General features: G+C 73.7%; 14 protein-coding genes. 4 read left to right on the forward strand and 10 right to left on the reverse strand.

Annotated features, from left to right (window positions below):
- Positions 1-71 precede the first annotated feature (71 nt).
- From upp to ABFT23_RS01090, 3 genes are all read left to right on the forward strand, one after another.
- Complete coding sequence (gene upp, locus ABFT23_RS01080) at positions 72-713, forward strand: uracil phosphoribosyltransferase (RefSeq protein WP_347891929.1); 642 nt, start codon at positions 72-74, stop codon at positions 711-713.
- An 81-nt stretch (positions 714-794) separates the two neighbouring features.
- Positions 795-1,673 (forward strand): ABC transporter ATP-binding protein, encoded by an 879-nt coding sequence (locus ABFT23_RS01085; protein ID WP_347891931.1) that lies wholly within the window; start codon positions 795-797, stop codon positions 1,671-1,673.
- Complete coding sequence (locus tag ABFT23_RS01090; protein ID WP_347891932.1) at positions 1,670-2,848, forward strand: ABC transporter permease; 1,179 nt, start codon at positions 1,670-1,672, stop codon at positions 2,846-2,848. The genes ABFT23_RS01085 and ABFT23_RS01090 overlap by 4 nt, the downstream gene beginning before the upstream one ends.
- Here ABFT23_RS01090 and ABFT23_RS01095 read toward each other — a convergent pair.
- From ABFT23_RS01095 to ABFT23_RS01115, 5 genes are all read right to left on the reverse strand, one after another.
- Positions 2,826-3,317 (reverse strand): NAD(P)(+) transhydrogenase (Re/Si-specific) subunit beta, encoded by a 492-nt coding sequence (locus ABFT23_RS01095; RefSeq protein WP_347891934.1) that lies wholly within the window; start codon positions 3,315-3,317, stop codon positions 2,826-2,828. The two genes, ABFT23_RS01090 and ABFT23_RS01095, sit on opposite strands and share 23 nt — an antisense overlap.
- The gene (locus ABFT23_RS01100; RefSeq protein ID WP_347891935.1) at positions 3,314-4,324 is read right to left on the reverse strand and encodes a Rossmann-fold NAD(P)-binding domain-containing protein; all 1,011 of its coding nucleotides are present in this window, start codon (positions 4,322-4,324) and stop codon (positions 3,314-3,316) included. The genes ABFT23_RS01095 and ABFT23_RS01100 overlap by 4 nt, the downstream gene beginning before the upstream one ends.
- Positions 4,321-4,896, reverse strand: a complete 576-nt coding sequence (thpR, locus tag ABFT23_RS01105; RefSeq protein WP_347893035.1) for an RNA 2',3'-cyclic phosphodiesterase — start codon at positions 4,894-4,896, stop codon at positions 4,321-4,323. Before thpR ends, ABFT23_RS01100 begins: the two co-directional genes overlap by 4 nt.
- Before the next feature lie 11 nt (positions 4,897-4,907).
- Positions 4,908-6,293: a VWA domain-containing protein gene (locus ABFT23_RS01110; protein ID WP_347891937.1), complete on the reverse strand. Its 1,386-nt coding sequence runs from the start codon at positions 6,291-6,293 to the stop codon at positions 4,908-4,910.
- A gap of 62 nt (positions 6,294-6,355) precedes the next feature.
- On the reverse strand, positions 6,356-6,802 hold the full coding sequence (locus ABFT23_RS01115; protein WP_347891938.1) for a winged helix-turn-helix transcriptional regulator: 447 nt from the start codon (positions 6,800-6,802) through the stop codon (positions 6,356-6,358).
- Between the two features lie 107 nt (positions 6,803-6,909).
- On the opposite strand from ABFT23_RS01115, the gene ABFT23_RS01120 reads away from it, so the two are divergent.
- Positions 6,910-7,830, forward strand: a complete 921-nt coding sequence (locus ABFT23_RS01120; protein ID WP_347891940.1) for a zinc-binding dehydrogenase — start codon at positions 6,910-6,912, stop codon at positions 7,828-7,830.
- Here ABFT23_RS01120 and ABFT23_RS01125 read toward each other — a convergent pair.
- The 5 genes from ABFT23_RS01125 to ABFT23_RS01145 all read right to left on the reverse strand — a co-directional run bounded on the left by ABFT23_RS01125 (position 7,819) and on the right by ABFT23_RS01145 (position 14,503).
- Positions 7,819-8,553: a VIT1/CCC1 transporter family protein gene (locus ABFT23_RS01125; protein WP_347891941.1), complete on the reverse strand. Its 735-nt coding sequence runs from the start codon at positions 8,551-8,553 to the stop codon at positions 7,819-7,821. The two genes, ABFT23_RS01120 and ABFT23_RS01125, sit on opposite strands and share 12 nt — an antisense overlap.
- A 60-nt stretch (positions 8,554-8,613) precedes the next feature.
- Positions 8,614-9,759, reverse strand: a complete 1,146-nt coding sequence (locus tag ABFT23_RS01130; protein WP_347891942.1) for an acyl-CoA dehydrogenase family protein — start codon at positions 9,757-9,759, stop codon at positions 8,614-8,616.
- Positions 9,760-9,805: 46 nt separating this feature from the next.
- Positions 9,806-11,677, reverse strand: coding sequence for a serine/threonine protein kinase (locus ABFT23_RS01135; protein ID WP_347891944.1), 1,872 nt, complete (start codon positions 11,675-11,677; stop codon positions 9,806-9,808).
- A gap of 80 nt (positions 11,678-11,757) precedes the next feature.
- Complete coding sequence (locus ABFT23_RS01140) at positions 11,758-12,663, reverse strand: hypothetical protein (protein ID WP_347891946.1); 906 nt, start codon at positions 12,661-12,663, stop codon at positions 11,758-11,760.
- Entirely contained in the window at positions 12,653-14,503 is a 1,851-nt protein-coding gene (locus tag ABFT23_RS01145; protein WP_347891947.1) for a serine/threonine-protein kinase, read from the reverse strand. Before ABFT23_RS01145 ends, ABFT23_RS01140 begins: the two co-directional genes overlap by 11 nt.
- Between the last annotated feature and the right edge of the window lie 12 nt (positions 14,504-14,515).

A 14,515-nucleotide genomic window follows, 5' to 3' on the forward strand; every position in this document is an offset into this window, starting at 1 on the left:
TCCAGGGTGGCACGAGGCCCCGGCCCACGGTCAAGGGGTTTCCGGTCGCTCTGGCCCACTAGGCTCCCGCCATGCGTACCCACGTCGTCGACCACCCGCTCGTGGCCCACAAGCTCACCGTGCTGCGCGACGTGCGCACCGACTCGCCCACCTTCCGGCGGCTCGCCGACGAGCTGGTCACCCTGCTGGCCTACGAGGCGACCCGCGAGGTGCGGGTCGAGCCCGACCAGATCGTCACCCCCGTGGCCCCGATGACCGGCACCAAGCTGGCCACGCCCAAGCCGTTGGTGGTGCCGATCCTGCGGGCCGGCCTCGGCATGCTCGACGGCATGATGCGGCTGCTGCCCACGGCCGAGGTCGGCTTCCTGGGCATGGTGCGCAACGAGGAGACGCTCGAGGCCTCCACCTACGCCGAGCGGCTGCCCGACGACCTGAGCGGGCGGCAGTGCTACGTGCTCGACCCGATGCTGGCCACGGGCGGCACCCTGGCCGCCGCCATCCGCTTCCTCACCGACCGCGGCGCCGACCACATCACCTGCGTGTGCCTGCTCGCGGCGCCCGAGGGCTGCGCCAACCTCGAGCGAGGCCTCGAGGGACTCGACGTCCCGGTCACCGTCGTCACGGCCGCGCTCGACGAGCGGCTCAACGAGAAGGGCTACATCGTGCCCGGCCTCGGCGACGCCGGCGACCGGCTCTACGGCGTCGCGGGCTGATCCGCTGCCCGTCCGGGCGGCCGGCACGGGCCGAACGGGCCCCGTCCGGCCACCCTTGTCCGCGCCCATAGGGTCTCCACCATGCTCGAGGCTCGTGGCCTGACCAGGGTGTTCGGAGACACCACCGTGCTCGACGACGTGTCGCTCACCGTGACGCCGGGACGCATCACCGGCTTCGTGGGTGCCAACGGCGCGGGCAAGACGACGACGATGCGCATCCTCATGGGGGTGCTGGCGCCGACGTCCGGCCAGGTGCTGTGGGACGGCGCCCCGATCACCGCCGCCGTGCGCCGCACCTTTGGCTACATGCCCGAGGAGCGCGGCCTCTACCCGCGCATGAAGCTGCGCGACCAGCTGGTGTTCTTCGCCCGCCTGCACGGCTTCGACGCGACGGCGGCGCGCGAGCGCGCCGACCACCTGCTCGACCACTTCGGCCTGCTCGAGCGCGCCGACGACCTGCTCGACGACCTCTCCCTCGGCAACCAGCAGCGCGTGCAGATCGCGGCCGCACTCGTCCACCGCCCGAGCGCGCTGGTGCTCGACGAGCCCTTCAGCGGCCTCGACCCGGTCGCGGTCGACTCGATGACCGACCTGCTGCGCACCGAGGCCGACGGCCTGCCGCTGCTGTTCTCCAGCCACCAGCTCGACCTCGTCGAGCGCCTGTGCGACGACCTCGTCGTGCTGGCCGGCGGGCGCCTGGTCGCCTCGGGCAGCGTCGACGAGCTCCGCAGCCGCGGGCAGGAGCGCTACCGCGTCACCTTCCAGGACGGCGACGCCGGCCGGCTCCGCGAGGTCCGGGGTCTCGCCGTCGGCGACGTCGACGGCGCCAGCGCCGTCGTCACCCTCGACGACCTGCCGCCGGCCGAGCTGGTCGCCGCCGCGGTCGGCATCGGCCCGGTCGTCGAGGTGTCCCGGGTCCAGCAACCGCTGTCCGAGATCTTCCGGGAGGTGAGCGCGTGAACGGGCTCTGGCGGGTCGTGGCCGGTCGCGAGATCAGCACCCAGCTGCGCAGCAAGTCGTTCATCATCTCCGGCGCCGTCATGGTCGTCGGCCTCGTGGCGACCATCGTGATCGCCCACCTCATGTCGGGCCGTGAGCAGACCAAGGACGTCGGCTACGTCGACGACACCGCGGCCTCGGCCATCGAGGCCGGCAGCGAGGTGGCCTCCTCGATCGACGAGAACCTCAGCCTCGAGCCGAAGCGGTACGACGACGCGAGCGCCGCGGAGGACGCCGTCCGCGACGGCGACGTCGACGTCGCCCTCCTGCCGAGGAGTGACGGCTCGGGCTACGAGCTCGTCGGCGAGGACGCCGTCGACACCACGATCGGCGAGTCTCTGCGGGCCGCGGTGTCGAGCCAGGCCACGCAGGCCAACGCCGCGGAGCAGGGCGTCGACCTCGAGGCCCTCTCGGCCGGCACGGTCGTCACCGAGCGCCTGCTCGACCCCGACGCCGACAACGCCGACCTGCGCCAGGTCGCCTCGTTCGTGTTCGTGCTGCTCTTCTACCTGCTCGCGCTGGGCTTCGGCATGCAGATCGCGGCCTCGGTGACGCAGGAGAAGGAGAGCCGTGTCGTCGAGATCCTCGCGGCGGCCGTGCCCATCCGGGCGCTGCTGTGGGGCAAGGTCGCCGGCACCAGCGTGCTCGCGATCGGCCAGACCGTCGTGCTCGCGGCAGCCGGCGCGATCGCCCTGGCGGTGACCGGGTCCGGCCGGGGGCTCACCATCCTCGGCCCGGCGATCGCCTGGTACGTCGTGTTCTTCGTGCTCGGCTTCGTCGCGCTCGCCTGCCTGTGGTGCGTGGCCGGCTCGCTCGCCTCGCGCCAGCAGGACCTCAGCGCCACCACGGCGCCGTTGCAGATGATCCTGTTCGCGCCCTACATCCTCGCCGTCACCGCGGGCGAGGGCGTGAAGACCGTCGTGTCGATGCTGCCGATCATCTCGACGATGATGATGCCGTCGCGTCTCGCCGAGGGCGACGTGCCGTGGTGGCAGCTCGCCGTCGCGATCGGCACGACGCTCGCGGCCGCCGTCCTGCTGATCGGCCTCGCCACCCGCGTCTACGAGTCGACGCTGCTGCAGACCGGGCGGCGCATCGGGTTCGGCGAGGCGCTCAGGTCGCGATCAGTCGACTGAGCAACCCGCGCACCGAGGCCCCGAGCTCGCCCAGCACGAGCACCGTCGCGGGGTCGGCGAGCACGGGGTTGTCGAGGCCGAGGTAGCCGGGCGCCGTCGTGCGCTTGAGGACGACGACGCGTCGCGCCGCCGCGGTGTCGACGACGGCCAGGCCCGCGTCGGGGTTGACGACGTCGCTCGCGCCCACGACGAGCAGGACGTCGGTCGCACCGACCTCGGGGACGGTCAGGCGGAGGTCGTCGGGGACGCCGGCGGTGTCGAGCACCGCGTCGAGGTGGCCCGGCACCCGGCCGGCGACCGGGTGCACGCAGTAGCCGACGTCGACCCCACGCCCGCGGAGCATGGTCACGAGCTCGTGCAACGGGTGCTGCGCCCGGGTGACCGCGAGCCCGTAGCCCGGGACGACGACCACCCGGCCGGCGCCGCGCAGCAGCTCGGCGGCCGAGGACACGCCGGTCAGGTCGCTCATGCCGTCACCCGTGCGGCGGTGACGATCTCGTCGTCGGGGTCGGCGTGCCACAGCTCGACGAAGGCGGCGACGTTGGCGGCGTAGAGCTCCGACGCCGGGCCGGGCAGCTGGGCGGCGACGTCGCGGCCGCCCCAGACCCGCGCGCCGCCGATCCGCACCGTCGACCCGGCGACGACGCCCTCGACGTTGCCGCCGCTCTCGGCGGCGAGGTCGACGACGACCGAGCCGGCCCGCATCGCCTCGACCATCGGACGGGTCACGAGCACGGGTGCGCGTCGTCCGGGCACCGCGGCGGTGGTGAGCAGCACGTCGGCCGCGGCGACGTGGGGCGCGAGCCGCTCGCGCTGGGTCGCCGAGCGGTCGGCCGAGAGCTCGCGGGCGTAGCCGGCGTCGCCGTCGAGGGGCGGCAGGTCGAGGTCGAGCCAGGTGGCGCCGACCGAGCGCACCTCGTCGGGCGAGCTCGCGCGCACGTCGTAGGCGAGCACGTGCGCACCGAGCCGGGCCAGGATCGCGATCGCCTCGAGCCCGGCGACGCCGGCACCGAGGACGACGACCTCGGCGCGCGGGATCGTGCCGGCGGCGGTGGTGTGCCGCGGCACGATGCGGCGCAGCAGCTCGGCCGCGACGATCGCCCCGCGGTAGCCGGCGACCAGGCTCTGCGAGGTGAGCGCGTCCATGCCCTGCGCGCGCGAGGTGCGCGGCACCCGCTCGAGGGCGTACGCGGCGAGGCCCGCGATGTCGGGCGTACCCGCCGTCAACGAGATCGTCGTCGCGCGGCTACGGGCCTGCGGTCGCACCGAGACGACGACCTCGGACGACGCCGCGGCGTCGCGGTCGACGGTGGCACCGGCGGCTGCGTAGTCGTCGTCCGACCACCCGGCCGCGAGTCCGGCCCCGGGCTCGACGGCGACGTCGAGCCCGCACGCTCGCAGCCGGCCCACGACCGACGGGACCACGGCGACGCGGGTCTCCCCCGGCGCGGTCTCCCGGACGGCGGCGAGCCTCACGAGCCGGCCGCCCGGCGTCCGAGCGGCACCTCCTCGACGACGACGTGACGCGGTCGGTTGCGGGGCCCCTCGCCGAGGTGCGACTCGACGAGCACGACGTGGTCGACGGTCCAGGCCGGTCCCTGGTAGCCGTCGAGCAGGCGCACCCACTTCGACGTCTCCTGCGGGCGGCCGAGCCGCGCGACGGTGACGTGCGGGCGGAACCGTTGCCCGTCGACGGCGATGCCGGCGCGGCCGGCCGCGGCGCGGGCGCCGGTGGCGAGCCGGTCGAGCTCGGTGCGGTCGGCGACGGTGAGCTCGAGGCCGCCGTAGAGCACCTTGGCGTGGGTCGGGTCGGGGAAGGCGCCACCGCCGGCGATGCGGGCCTCGAAGGGCGTGCGGCGGGCGGCGCCGCGGTGCAGGCCCTCGACGAGGGCGTCGTAGGAGCGGTCGGGCACGTCGTCCATGAAGGCCAGGGTGAGGTGCAGCTGGTCGGCCGGGGTCCAGCGGAACGCGCCGTGCTCGCGTCGGGGGTCGAGGAACTCGTCGAGGTGCGCCACGGCGTCGGTCGACGGCACGACGGCCACGAACATCCGCACGGCCGCTACCGGAGGATGCCGAGCCCGCGCGCGGCGTTCATCCACGACGGGAACTCGGAGAGCAGCCGGTCGTAGAGCACGTCGTCGGGGACGGTGTCGATGTCGGAGACGGCGAAGAAGCCGACGTTGTCGACCTCGCGCCCGGGCAGCTCGTCGAAGGTCTCGAGCACGCCGAACTTCGCGTCACCCAGGCCGACGAACTGCCAGAAGATCGGCTCGCGGACGGCGGCCCGCAGCTCGGCCTCGATCTCGTCGTCGCGGTAGACGCCGCCGTCGGAGAAGAACAGCACGAGCGTCGGCTCGGCGATCGGCTCGGCGCGCACGAAGTCGCGCACCTCGGCGATGACCTTCTGCTCCTCGTTCTGGATGCCGACCTGCCGCATGTCGACCTGGCCGGGCTGCAGGGCCTTGGCCTTGCGGGTCGACTTCTTCTTGCGGATCCCGAACTCGCCGATGCGCACGTGGAGGCCGAGCCACTGCGGCAGGTCGCCGAGCTGCAGGTCGGGCAGCCGGGCCGGGTGGCTGGCGAACGTCCAGGCCTGCATCGTGCCGTCGTCGTCGAGCTGCGCGGCGACGGCCGCCATCCGCTCGACGACGCGGTGCACGACCTCCTGGGCGTAGAGCTGCGCCATCGAGCCGGACGCGTCGAGCACCAGGACGACCCGGGCCTGCGCGTCCTCGGCGCCGCGCTTGGCCAGGCTGATCCGCACCTGCTCCTTGCGCAGGCTGACCCGCTTGCGCAGGTCCGGCGGCAGGCGCTCCTCGCCCTTGGTCAGGCGGACGCCGCTCGGCCCGGCCGACGGCGGGGGCGGCGGTGTGCTGCTCGGAGGTGGAGGCGGGGGCGGAGGAGGCGGCGCGACGTCCGCCGCGGGCTCCTCCTCGCCGACGGTGATGCCGTAGTCGCCGGCGACGCCGGCCAGCCCGCTGTCGTAGCCCTGGCCGACCGCGCGCAGCTTCCAGGCGCCGTCGCGGCGGTAGAGCTCGCCGGAGACGAACGCGGTCTCCGGTCCGGCGCTCATCTCGAACGAGTGCACCTCGGCGCGCGTGGCGGCGTCGAGCAGCACGAGGCGCAGGCCCTGCACCTGGCCGAACGTGCCGCCGTCGGCCGAGGCCGACAGCACGACGCGCTGGACGGCGGGCTCGACCCGGTCGAGGTCGACCTCGACGGCCTGCACCCCGGCGGGCCCGCCGACGTGCCGGACCGCGCCGGCCGGGTGGACCGGCTGGTTGTAGAACACGAAGTCGGCGTCGTCGCGCACGCGGCCGCTGGCGTCGAGCAGCAGCGCGCTGGCGTCGATCTCGGGCGTACCCGGGGCCGGCGTCCAGCGGGTCTCGACGATCAGGGCTGTGGCGGGCACCGGTGCGTTGGTGCCCTTGGCGAGGGCCGTCACGGCACTCATTGTGCCGGTCCGGGGCGCCGTCGGTCAGGCGGGATTCGCCGACCGGCCCGGGCTCACACCGCGACGGCGGCGTCGTGCTCGACGCGGTGCGCGGCGACCTCGTCCATGTGCGCCTCGGCCCAGGTCTTGAGGTGTCGCATGACGCCGTGCAGCGACAACCCGAGGTCGGTGAGCTCGTAGGTGACGGTGACCGGCACCGTGGGCTCGACGGTGCGGGTGAGCAACCCGTCGCGCTCGAGGTGGCGCAGCGTCTGGGTGAGCATCTTCTGGCTCACGCCCGACAGCCGCCGGGCCAGCTCGGAGTAGCGCATCGGCGTCGGCTCGCCGACGACGTCGGGATCGGCGTGCGGCCCGCCGCTGCCGAGCGCCGCGAGCACGAGTGCCACCCACTTGTCGGAGATGCGGTCGAGCAGCTGCCGACTCGGGCACTGCGCGAGGAACGCGTCGTACTCGCGTCGTTGCCGCGCCCGCTCGGCGAGCTTGTCCTCCGTCGTGCCCATCGCCGTCCTCCTGAGGCTACGCACTCCAAGGTGCCTACTTCCCGATGGAGAGTAGCCCCTTCAGAGTGGAGACATCAACCACCGCACCACCTCCTGAGGAGAGAGCCATGACCACCACGTTCCGCGCCGCCGTCGTCCGCACGCCGTCCGGCCCCGAGTCCATCGAGCTGATCGACCTCCCGGTCGTCGAGCCCGGCGCCGGCCAGGTGCGCGTCGCCGTCGCCGCCGCCGGAGTCAACCCGGTCGATCTCGGGGTCGCCGAGGGCTGGTTCCACCAGGCCGGCCTCGTGACCCAGACCGAGCGCACCGGCCTCGGTTGGGACTTCGCCGGCACCGTCGTCGCTCTCGGCCCCGACGTCGACCCGACGCTCGGCCTGGCCGTCGGCACCCGCGTCGCCGGCCTGGTCGGCGGGCTCGACCGCGACCACGGCGCCTACGCCGAGCAGCTCGTCATCGACGCCACTGCCGTTGCCGTCGTCCCCGACGACCTCGACCTGGTCACCGCCGCGACCGTGCCGCTCAACAGCCTCACCGCGGCCCAGGCCGCCGACCTGCTCGGCGACGGCGACGGCCGCGACCTGCTCGTCGTCGGCGCCGCGGGCGCCGTCGGCGGCTACCTGCTCACCCTGGCTGGGCAGCGCGGCTGGCGCGTCACCGGGCTCGCCCGCGCGCAGGACGAGGACTACGTGCGCAGCCTCGGCGCCGGGTTCACCACCGAGCTCACCGCCGGGTGGGACGCCGTCGCCGACCCCGCCGTGCTGCAGGAGCAGGCCGTCGCGCTGGTGAGCGAGGGCGGCCGCTACGTCGGTTTCCGGCCGGGCTGGGCGCCGGCCGACCGTGCCGACGTCCGGGTCACGTCGGCCGACGTCGTCCCGGACGGCGCACGCCTGCGGACCCTGCTCGAGGCCACGGCGCGCGGCGAGCTGCCGGCCCGGGTCGAAGCCGTGCTCCCCCTGGAGCGGGCCGCCGAGGCGCACCGCGCGGTCGCCAAGGGTGGCGTGCGTGGCCGGTTCGTCCTACAGCCCTGAGCCGGTGCCGACGGCCGAGCCGACGGCGTAGGTCACCGCCATCGCGAGCAGCCCACCCGCCACGTTGCGGACGACGGCCCGCCCGGGCGGCGCGTGCCCCAGCCGGGCACTGCTGAAGCCGGTGAGCGCGAGGGCGACGGCCACGGCGGCGACCGTGACCCACAGCCGGGCCCCGGCCGGCACGAGGGTGATGGTCAGCAACGGCAGCAGCGCCCCGAGCGTGAACGCGACCATCGAGGCGCCGGCCGCGTGCCACGGGCTGGTGAGCTCGTCGGGGTCGATGCCGAGCTCGACCTCGGCGTGGGCGGCGAGCGCGTCCTTCGCGGTCAGCTGCCGCGCGACCTCCAGGGCGAGCTCATCGTCGAGGCCGCGCTCGACGTAGAGGCCGGCGAGCTCGGCCAGCTCGTCCTCGGGGTCGTCGCGCAGCTCGCGCGCCTCCTGGCGCAGCAGGGCCTGCTCGGAGTCGCGCTGGGTCGAGACCGAGACGTACTCCCCCGCGGCCATGCTCATCGCCCCGGCCACCAGCCCGGCCACGCCGGCGACGACGATCGCCGCGCGGTCGGTCGTGGCACCCGCGACACCGACGACGATGCCCGCCGTCGACACGATGCCGTCGTTGGCGCCGAGCACGCCGGCGCGCAGCCAGTTCAGTCGCTGCGCGAGCCCCTGCTCGTGCTGCTTCGGCTCGCCCGCGTGGGGCCCGGGCTCGACGTCGGTCGTCATGCCCCGATGGTGACCGACTTCGGCCTCGCTCGCACCGAAGGGCAGGCGAACCTTCCAGCGTCAGAGGCCGAGGTCGCGGCCGATGAGCTCCTTCATGATCTCGTTCGACCCCGCCCAGATCTTCGACACGCGCGCGTCGCGCCAGGCGCGGGCGACGCGGTACTCGTTCATGAACCCGTAGCCGCCGTGCAGCTGCACGCAGTGGTCGAGCACGTCGTTCTGGATCTGCGAGGTCCACCACTTGGCCTTCGCGGCGTCGACGGCGGTCAGCTCGCCCTTGTCGTGCGCGACGACGCACCGGTCGACGAAGCTCTCGCTGACCTCGACCTGCGTGACGAGCTCGGCGAGCAGGAACTTGTTGTGCTGCAGCGAGCCGACGGAGGTGCCGAACGCCTGGCGGTCCTTGGTGTACTGCAGCGTCTCGGCGAGGATCTGCTTGACGTGCGCGATGTTGGAGATCGCGCAGCCGAGCCGCTCCTGGGGCAGCTTCTGCATCATGTGGATGAAGCCGCCGTCGAGCTCGCCCACCACGTGCTCGTCGGAGAGCCGGACGTTGTCGAAGAAGAGCTCGGCGGTGTCGGACTCGTCCTGGCCGACCTTGTCGAGCTTGCGGCCGCGGCTGAACCCCTCGGCGTCGGAGGGGATGGCGAACAGCGTGATGCCGCGGGCCTTCTTCTCCGGGCTGGTGCGCACCGCGGTGATGACCAGGTCGGCCGAGTAGCCGTTGGTGATGAAGGTCTTGGACCCGTTGATCACCCAGGTGTCGCCGTCCTTGACGGCGGTGGTCTTGAGCGCGGCGAGGTCGGAGCCGCCCGACGGCTCGGTCATGCCGATGGCCAGCAGGATCTCGCCGGAGGCCACGCCCGGCAGCCAGCGCTGCTTCTGCTCCTCGGTGCCGAGCTCGACGAGGTAGGGCGCGGTGATGTCGGCGTGGATGCCCCAGCAGGAGGCGAGCGCGGCGTTGACCTTGCTCAGCTCCTCCGACATGACGGCGTTGAACCGGTAGTCGCCGGCCTCGGCGCCGCCGTACTGCTCGGGGATCTCGAGGCCGAGGAAACCCTGCTTGCCGGCCTCGAGCCAGAACTCCCGCGGGATCGCCTTGTCGGTGGCGTGCTGCTCCACGTGGGGGATGACCGAGCGCTCCAGGAACTCCCGCACCGAGCTGCGGAACGCCTCGTGGTCGTCGTCGTAGATCTCGCGCTTCATGCGGCAGATGCTACCGACGGGTAGCCGGTGGCGGGTGCGATCCCGGTCACCCCGTGAAGACGTCGGACGGCGCCTCGACCGAGAACGGCTCGTCGAACTCCGAGAACACGTACGACCCGTCGTCGAGCGTCTGCTCGAGCTTGATCAGGTAGTGCGGGGCGCTCACCGCGATCCACGCCGTGATCGCGTCGGCCTCGCCGCTGGTCTGGTCGATCCGGATCGCCCGGGTGCCCTCGACGTCGGCGACCTCGCCCTTCTCGTAGGTGACGTCGGCGTCGCCGTCGGACTCGATCAGCTCGTCGATGTCGCAGACCGCCTCGAAGTCGTCCTGCTCGGAGGTGTTCTGGATCCACCGGCCGCTGAACTGGCTGAACAGCTCGTCGAGCTGGGCCTCGGTGAGGGTGTCGTCGGACGCCGCGAAGAACTCGCGGTCGGGCTTGAGGTAGGAGGTGCCGTCGACGCGCCTCAGGTCGGAGCGACCGTCGCCGAGCCGGACCTCGCCCTCGCAGTCGCCGCGACCGGTGATGACGAGGTCGACCGAGCCGGGGGTGCCGTTGTTCGCGTCGACCGTGCCGACGATGCGCACCGAGGTCAGGACGCCCATCTCCTTCTCGGCCTCGCGCACGATCGTGGCGGCGTCGGAGTCGACGAAGGCCTGCTCGGCGTCGGACAGCCCGGCACCGCCGCCCCCGCCGTCGCCGCCGACCAGGACGGCGGTGAGCGTGCCGACCAGGACGGCGACCAGCACCGCCGCGCCGCCGACCCACCACCAGGTGCGGCTGCCCGCCCCGGCCCCCGACGGCTGCACCGGCGTCGGTCGCGCGTCGCTCGGCCGGTACGGCGGGGGCGCGGCGACCCGGGCCGGCATCGCCAGGTGCGCGGCGGGCACCTCGGTGGGCACCTCGGGGCGCGACGGCGTGCGCGGCAGACCGGGCCGCTGCGCGGTCGAGCCGGGGTCGGACGGCGTCGAGGGCACCGACGGGACCGAGGGCGGCACCGGCGGACCCGGCGCACCCGGGAGCGCCGTGGCGGCCGAGGTCGCCGTCCCGGCGAGCCGGTGGAAGGCGGGGTCGTCGGACAGGCGCGCGAGGTCGCGCAGGTCGTCGCGCAGCTCGACCGCGGTGCGGTAGCGGTGCCCCGGCTCCTTGGCCATGCTGACCCGCAGGATCCGGTTGAGCTCCTGCACCAGCGGCGTACCGCCGAGCAGCTGCGGCACCGGCCGGGAGATGTGGCCGGTGACGATCTCCATCTCGGTGGTGCCCTCGTAGGGCGGACGGCCGGTGAGCACGACCCACAGCAGGCAGCCGAGGGCGTAGACGTCGGTGCTGGCGACCGCGGGGGCGCCGCTGTGCAGCTCGGGCGCCATGTAGGACGGCGTGCCGACCGCCCCGCCGCCGATGCGGGTGACCTCGGCGTCGATGCGGCGCGCGATGCCGAAGTCGCCGAGGTAGGCGTGCACCGTGCCCGCACCGCGGCGGCGGACCAGCACGTTGGCCGGCTTGATGTCGCGGTGCACGAGCCCGGCGGCGTGGGCGTCGGCGAGGCCCCGCGCCACCTGCTCGATGAGGTCGACCGCCTTGCCCTGCGGCGGCGGTCCCCACGTGACGATCATCTGGCCGAGGTCACCGTCGGGGATCAGCTGCGTGGCGATGTAGAGGTAGCCGTCCTCCTCGCCGTGTGCGTACACCTGGACGACGTGGGGCGAGTCGAGCGAGCCCAGCGCCCGGGCCTCGCTCGCGAAGCGCGACCGGAAGTCGGCGTCGTCGGCGTACATCGGCGAGATGACCTTGAGCGCCACCTTGCGCTCGAGCGTCGTCTCGAGCGCCTCGTAGACCACGCCCATGCCACCGGCCCCGAGCTGCGAGAGCACCCGGAACCGGCCGATGGAGTCACCGGGGGACGGGAAGGGCGCGGGCACGTGCATGTTCTACCTGACGTCGCGGCGCGGCACGAGGCTCCGTCCGCCCGCCGTCCGCCCGCCGTCCGCCCGGCCGTCGGTCAGCCGTCGGTGCCGCTCACGGCCGGCGAGACGATGTCGATGAGGTCGAGCACGTCGTCCTCCGGCGGCGGCTCGACCCGCAGCGTGACGTCGAAGTCGGAGTAGGTGGAGGTGCGGTCGGTCTCGCTCTCGACGATCGAGAGCACATAGTGCGGCTCGTCGACCGAGACCGTGACCGTCGCGGCGATCGGGTCGGGCTCGGTGTCGGCGTCCGCGCCGGGGTCGATCTCGTCGGGACGCGTGCCGCTGTTGGCGATGCTGATGCTCGTGCCGTCGTCGAGGCCGGCGACGTCGGTGAACGGCGCCGTGTCGCCCTTGTCGTTGACGGCGTCGTCGCCCTGGGCGACGAGCTGGTCGAGGTAGGTGTCGACGTCGCAGTAGCCGGTGATGAGGTCGGTCGTGTAGCCGAGCGGGTGGTGCCACCGGTCGACGGCCTGCTCGAGCACGCCCGGCCCGAAGTCGCCGTAGCCGAACCCGGTGAGGAACGCCCGGTCGCCGCGGACGTAGACCTGCCGCTGGTGGACCTTGATGTCGGCCCGTCCGTCGTCGAGGCCGAGCTGGCCCTCGCAGTCGCCGTTCGGGGTGGTGACCAGGTCGATGACCGTGGTCGTGCCCTCGCTGGAGGTGTAGGTGCGCTGGAGCCGGACCGAGGCGACGGCGGCCATGTAGGTCAGGGCGGTGTCCATGATCTCGTCGCCGCTGAGGTCGACGAAGTCCTCGGTGCCGGGGTCGCGGGCGTCGTCGGACCCGTCGTCGGCGGAGTCGCGCGTGACGGCGAAGACGACGACGGCGCCGACGACGACCAGCACCAGCGCGACGATGACCAGCACCAGGCCACGCCCGCGGCGGGGCGCGCGGCGGCTCGTGGGGCTCGGGGGGCGTTCGGCGGTCGGTTCAGCGGGCATCGGAGCGTCCCCTCACGAGCTCGTCGAACCCGACGGGGTCGAGGATGAAGGTGTCGGGGCTGATCGGCACGTCGAACTCGGAGTAGCTGAACACCTCGTCGCCGAAGCCGAGCGTGAGCAGGTGGTGCGGCTCGGCGACGGCCACGGCGGCGGTGACGTCGGTGTCGGGCCCCGTGCTGGGCTGGAACGCGGCGTTGACGACGACCGCCAGCCGGCCGTCGACGTCGACGACGTCGCCCTTGCTCGCGCCGTCGGGGTTGATGCCGGCGTCGGGGCTCACGGTCAGCGGCAGCTGGCGCTCGAGCTCGCACAGCGACCGCCCGAGGCCGGCCAGGCGCTCGCCGACGATCATCCAGCGCCCTCGCGCCCGGGCCAGGATCTGCTCGAGGTCGGCCTGCTCGCGCTTGCCGTAGATGCGCAGGTCGAGCAGGAAGTCGCGATCGGGAGTGATGAAGGTCGTCCGGTCGTTCGGCAGGCCGAGCGGGGCCTGGCGGCGGAAGCCGGCCCGCCCCGAGTTCGACGACACGATGCCCTCGCACTCGCCGTTCTCGGTGACCACGAGGTCGGAGCCGATGTAGGAGACGCTCTCGGGGTCGGTGCTGACCCGGCGCAGGCGCACGGAGGTGAGCACGGCCATGTCGCGCTCCATCGACTCGAGGATCTCGGCGGCGTCCTGGTCGACGAAGGCCTGCTCGGCCGCGGTCAGGCGCGGGTCGCCGCCCTCGCTCTCGGTCGCCGGCGCCTCGTCGTCGTCGTCGTGGACGACGGCGAACGTCGCCGCGACACCCACGACCAGGCCGACGACGGCGGCCGCGACCGCCGTCCAGGGGAAGCGGCGGGCGGCCGGGGCGGCCCGCTCGGCGTCGTCGTCGACGGACGGCGAGGGTGGTGGCGCCGGGGCCGCCGGGCGCGCTCCCGGCACCCGCTCGCTGGTGGGCTGGTCGGGCACGAACGTGGCCGTCCCGGCCGACGTGCCGGCGCGACTCGCGAAGGCGGGGTCGTCGGAGAACCGTGCGGCGGCGGCCAGGTCGTCGCGCACCGAGACGACGTCGGCCCGCTCGGCAGGGTCGTCGGCGAGCGCGAGGGACAGGATGCGGTTGACCTCGAGCGCCAGCGGCGTCGTGCCGTGCACCTCGGGCGCCGGGCGGACGTCGTCGCCGTCGATCACCTCGGCCGGCGGAACGCCGTCGTGAGGCGGCCGGCCCACGAGCGTCGTCCAGAGCAGGCAGCCGAGCGCGTAGACGTCGGTGGACGGCGAGGCCGGCACCCCGCGGTAGAGCTCGGGGGCCAGGTAGGACGGCGTGCCCACGACGCCGCTGCCGAGCTGGGTCTGATCGGCGTCGACCCGGCGGGCGATGCCGAAGTCGGCCAGGTAGGCCTGGATGTGGCCGCTCGGGTGGCGGCGCAGGAGCACGTTGCCCGGCTTGATGTCGCGGTGGACCAGGCCCTTGGCGTGCGCGTCGGCGAGGCCGCCGGCCACCTGGGCGACGAGGTCGAGCGCGTCGCCGAGCGACGGGGGCCCGGTGGTGGCGAGCAGCTCGCCGAGGTCGCCGTCGGGTATCAGCTGCGTGGCGATGTAGAGGTAGCCGTCCTCCTCACCGTGCGCGTAGACCTTCACCACGTGCTGGGAGTCGAGCGCCGCCATCGCCCTCGCCTCGCGCGCGAACCGCTCGCGGAACGCCGGGTCGTCGGCGAACGCCGGGGCGATGACCTTGAGCGCGACGGTGCGGTCGAGGGTGACCTCGAGGGCCTCGAAGACGACGCCCATGCCGCCCTCGCCGAGCCGGGAGACCACCCGGAAGCGTCCGATGGACTCCCCGGGGGACGGATAGGCGGACATGCGGATGTTCTA

The sequence above is a fragment of the Nocardioides secundeburneus genome, assembly GCF_039939255.1.
Classification (GTDB): domain Bacteria; phylum Actinomycetota; class Actinomycetes; order Propionibacteriales; family Nocardioidaceae; genus Nocardioides.